Source organism: Caballeronia sp. (assembly GCF_049581465.1).
Lineage (GTDB): Bacteria > Pseudomonadota > Gammaproteobacteria > Burkholderiales > Burkholderiaceae > Caballeronia.
In genome coordinates, this window is record NZ_JBAUSA010000908.1 from 1 (window position 1) to 2543 (window position 2543).

Genomic DNA, 2543 nt, shown 5'->3' on the forward strand with positions numbered 1-2543 from the left:
ACGTCGTTCAGAACGCCCAGGGCGGTAGCGGTGGCGCGGTCACGGCCAGCTACGACATCAAGGGCAATAAGGAAGCGTAAGCCGCCCGCGCGCTCGGCGCGTGGGACGCATCCGGTGGGCGCGGCAGGACCGTGCCCACCATTCCAATTTCAGTTCCGGGGTTTTATGCGTCTATTCAAACTCGTCACGACATCGCTCGCATGGACACTTGTTGTCATGCTGAGTGCGTGCGCGAGCAGTGATCCCGATCCGAAGACGCCGAAGGAGCCACTGCGGCTCGACCTCTCGATCAAGGCGGCGAAAGATGTTAATCCGGACGACAAGGGGCGCGCTGCGCCGATCGTCGTTCGCATCTATGAACTCAAAAACGACGGGACGTTCAAGTCACAAGATTTTCTATCGTTGCAGGACAAGGACAAAGCGCTTCTCGCGGACGACCTCAATGTTCGCACCGAATTCCTGCTGCGACCGGGCGACACCAAAACCATTCGCCGCAAGCCCGATCCCGAAACGAAGGTGATCGGCATCCTTGCAGCCTATCGCGATTTACCTAACGCGGTGTGGCGCTCAACTTACGAACTACCCGAAGCGCGCGACGCCGCGTGGTATCGACGCGGCAGCAAACTGCAACTCAACATCGACCTTGGCGCAAAAGCGATCAAGGTCACAGAAAGCAAGTAGCGGAATCTATTCAATGAGCTGGCATAACAAGGTCGTCTGGAGCGAGGGGCTGTTTTTGCGCCCGCAGTTGTTTCAGCAGCAGGAACGCTATCTGGAGAGCTTTGCGCACAAACGCGCGGCTCCGCTGTCGCCGTTCTTCTTTGGCTTCAGTCACTACAGCATCGATAGCGAAGCGCTGGCGCTGGGCAAGGTGATCGTCAAGTCGGCGGCCGGCGTGTTCGCCGACGGAACGCCATTCGATATGCCCGGCAGCATGCCGCCGCCCCCGCCGCTGACGATCCGCTCCGAGCATCTCGAACAACTGATTTATCTGGCAGTTCCCATCCGTGTGCCAAACGCCGAAGAAACCACGTTCGACGAGAAGGCCGATTCGCTTGCCCGGTACGCCGCATTCGATACGGATCTGCGCGACACGAATTCAGTCGCGCAAGGGCCAAAGACCGTCCAACTGTCGAATCTGCGTTTGCGCCTCGTGCCTGAGAAGGAGTTGACCGACGCGTGGATCGGTCTCGCACTGACACGCGTGAAGACTATCCGCGCCGATGGCAGCATCGAACTCGACGACACGGTGATTCCGCCGGTGAATGGCTACGGGGCAAGCGATCTGCTTGCGAGTTGGCTGGCCAAGATACATGAGTTGACGCGGCTACGAGCCAACGCGCTCGCGCAGCGTTTGACGGGCGGTGATGGGCAAGCCGGCATGGCCGCCGAAGTGTCCGACTACCTGCTGCTGCAAACGCTGAACCGTTATGAACCGCTGCTACAGCATTTGCGTCGCGTACCGACCACGTCGCCTGCAGACCTTTATGCGCTCTTGATCAGCATGGCGGGGGAGTTGTCCACTTACGTGCGCCCCGAGACCCGCCGGCCACTGGATTCGCATCCTCCGTATCAGCATGGAGCACCGCATATTTGTCTGAAACCCGTGGTCGACGATACGCATCGATTGCTCAATGCAGTTCTCGTGCGCAGCGCGCAAAGCATTCCGCTCGATGAACATGCGCACGGCATGCGCAACGCGGTGGTCGATCCGTCCGACATGCAGCGCTTCACGGCACTCGTGCTGGCGGTACACGCGCAGATGCCGCCTGATGTGCTGCAACAGCAGTTCGCTGCGCAGGCTAAGGCGGGACCCTCCGAGCGCTTGCCGGATCTCGTGCGCTCTCATCTGCCCGGGATCGTGTTGCAGGCGTTGTCGGTGCCACCACGGCAGATTCCGTTCAATGCGGGCTACGTGTACTACGAGTTCACGCGCACCGGGCCGCTGTGGGATGAGGTCGCTCGTCACGGCGGGCTGGCCCTGCACGTTGCGGGGGATTTTCCATCGCTGAAACTCGAACTGTGGGGCGTTCGTGGATAAACCACGGCCCTTTGTGCCGCAGCGCTCAAGCGAACAACACATTAGTTTTTTCATCGCGGGGTGTCAGTCGCAGCGTGCGGCGGCGCGCTGATAGGCGGCTGAGCTTATAAAGGATCATCTATGTTCGACTTGTTTCAGTCCAGAACGCTTGCCGTCTCAGGGGCGGCGCTACCCAGTTATGACGGCCAGCCGATTCTCACTCCGGTTCGACTCAAGGGAACCGAAAAGCTTGGTGAACTGTTCGAGTACACGCTCGAGCTCAAGACGCCTGATTCTCGAGCCTTCTCGCCCAGCATCGCCGCAAATATCAAACTGGATGCGCTGACCGGCACTGAGGTTACCTCACTGATTGAACTCGAAGGCAACGGCCAGTTCATCGCGGGGATGGTCGGCGACACGGGAGCCGCGAATATCGGCGCCGGGATCCGCGAAATTACCGGGCTGGTTTCCGATGCCCGGGTCCTTCGCGAAGAGGGCCGGTCAATTGTCTACGGGTTGACGG

2 protein-coding genes and 2 pseudogenes are annotated in these 2543 nt (G+C 60.0%); all 4 read left to right on the top strand.

Annotation, left to right across the window (positions count from 1 at the left end; all coding sequences use genetic code 11):
• Window positions 1-80: pseudogene (locus WCA53_RS22195) on the top strand (type VI secretion system tube protein Hcp); the annotation flags it as partial.
• 85 nt (window positions 81-165) lie between these two features.
• Complete coding sequence (gene tssJ, locus WCA53_RS22200; protein ID WP_423915614.1) at window positions 166-681, top strand: type VI secretion system lipoprotein TssJ; 516 nt, start codon at window positions 166-168, stop codon at window positions 679-681.
• 13 nt (window positions 682-694) lie between these two features.
• Window positions 695-2041, top strand: a complete 1347-nt coding sequence (gene tssK / locus WCA53_RS22205) for a type VI secretion system baseplate subunit TssK (RefSeq protein WP_423915615.1) — start codon at window positions 695-697, stop codon at window positions 2039-2041.
• A 120-nt stretch (window positions 2042-2161) separates the two neighbouring features.
• Window positions 2162-2543: pseudogene (locus tag WCA53_RS22210) on the top strand (type VI secretion system Vgr family protein); the annotation flags it as partial.

What these genes read in the sequence shown, in the direction of transcription:
- tssK (WP_423915615.1), top strand. Translation starts at nt 695, where the DNA reads ATGAGCTGGCATAACAAGGTCGTCTGGAGCGAGGGGCTGTTTTTGCGC.
- tssJ (WP_423915614.1), top strand. Translation starts at nt 166, where the DNA reads ATGCGTCTATTCAAACTCGTCACGACATCGCTCGCATGGACACTTGTT.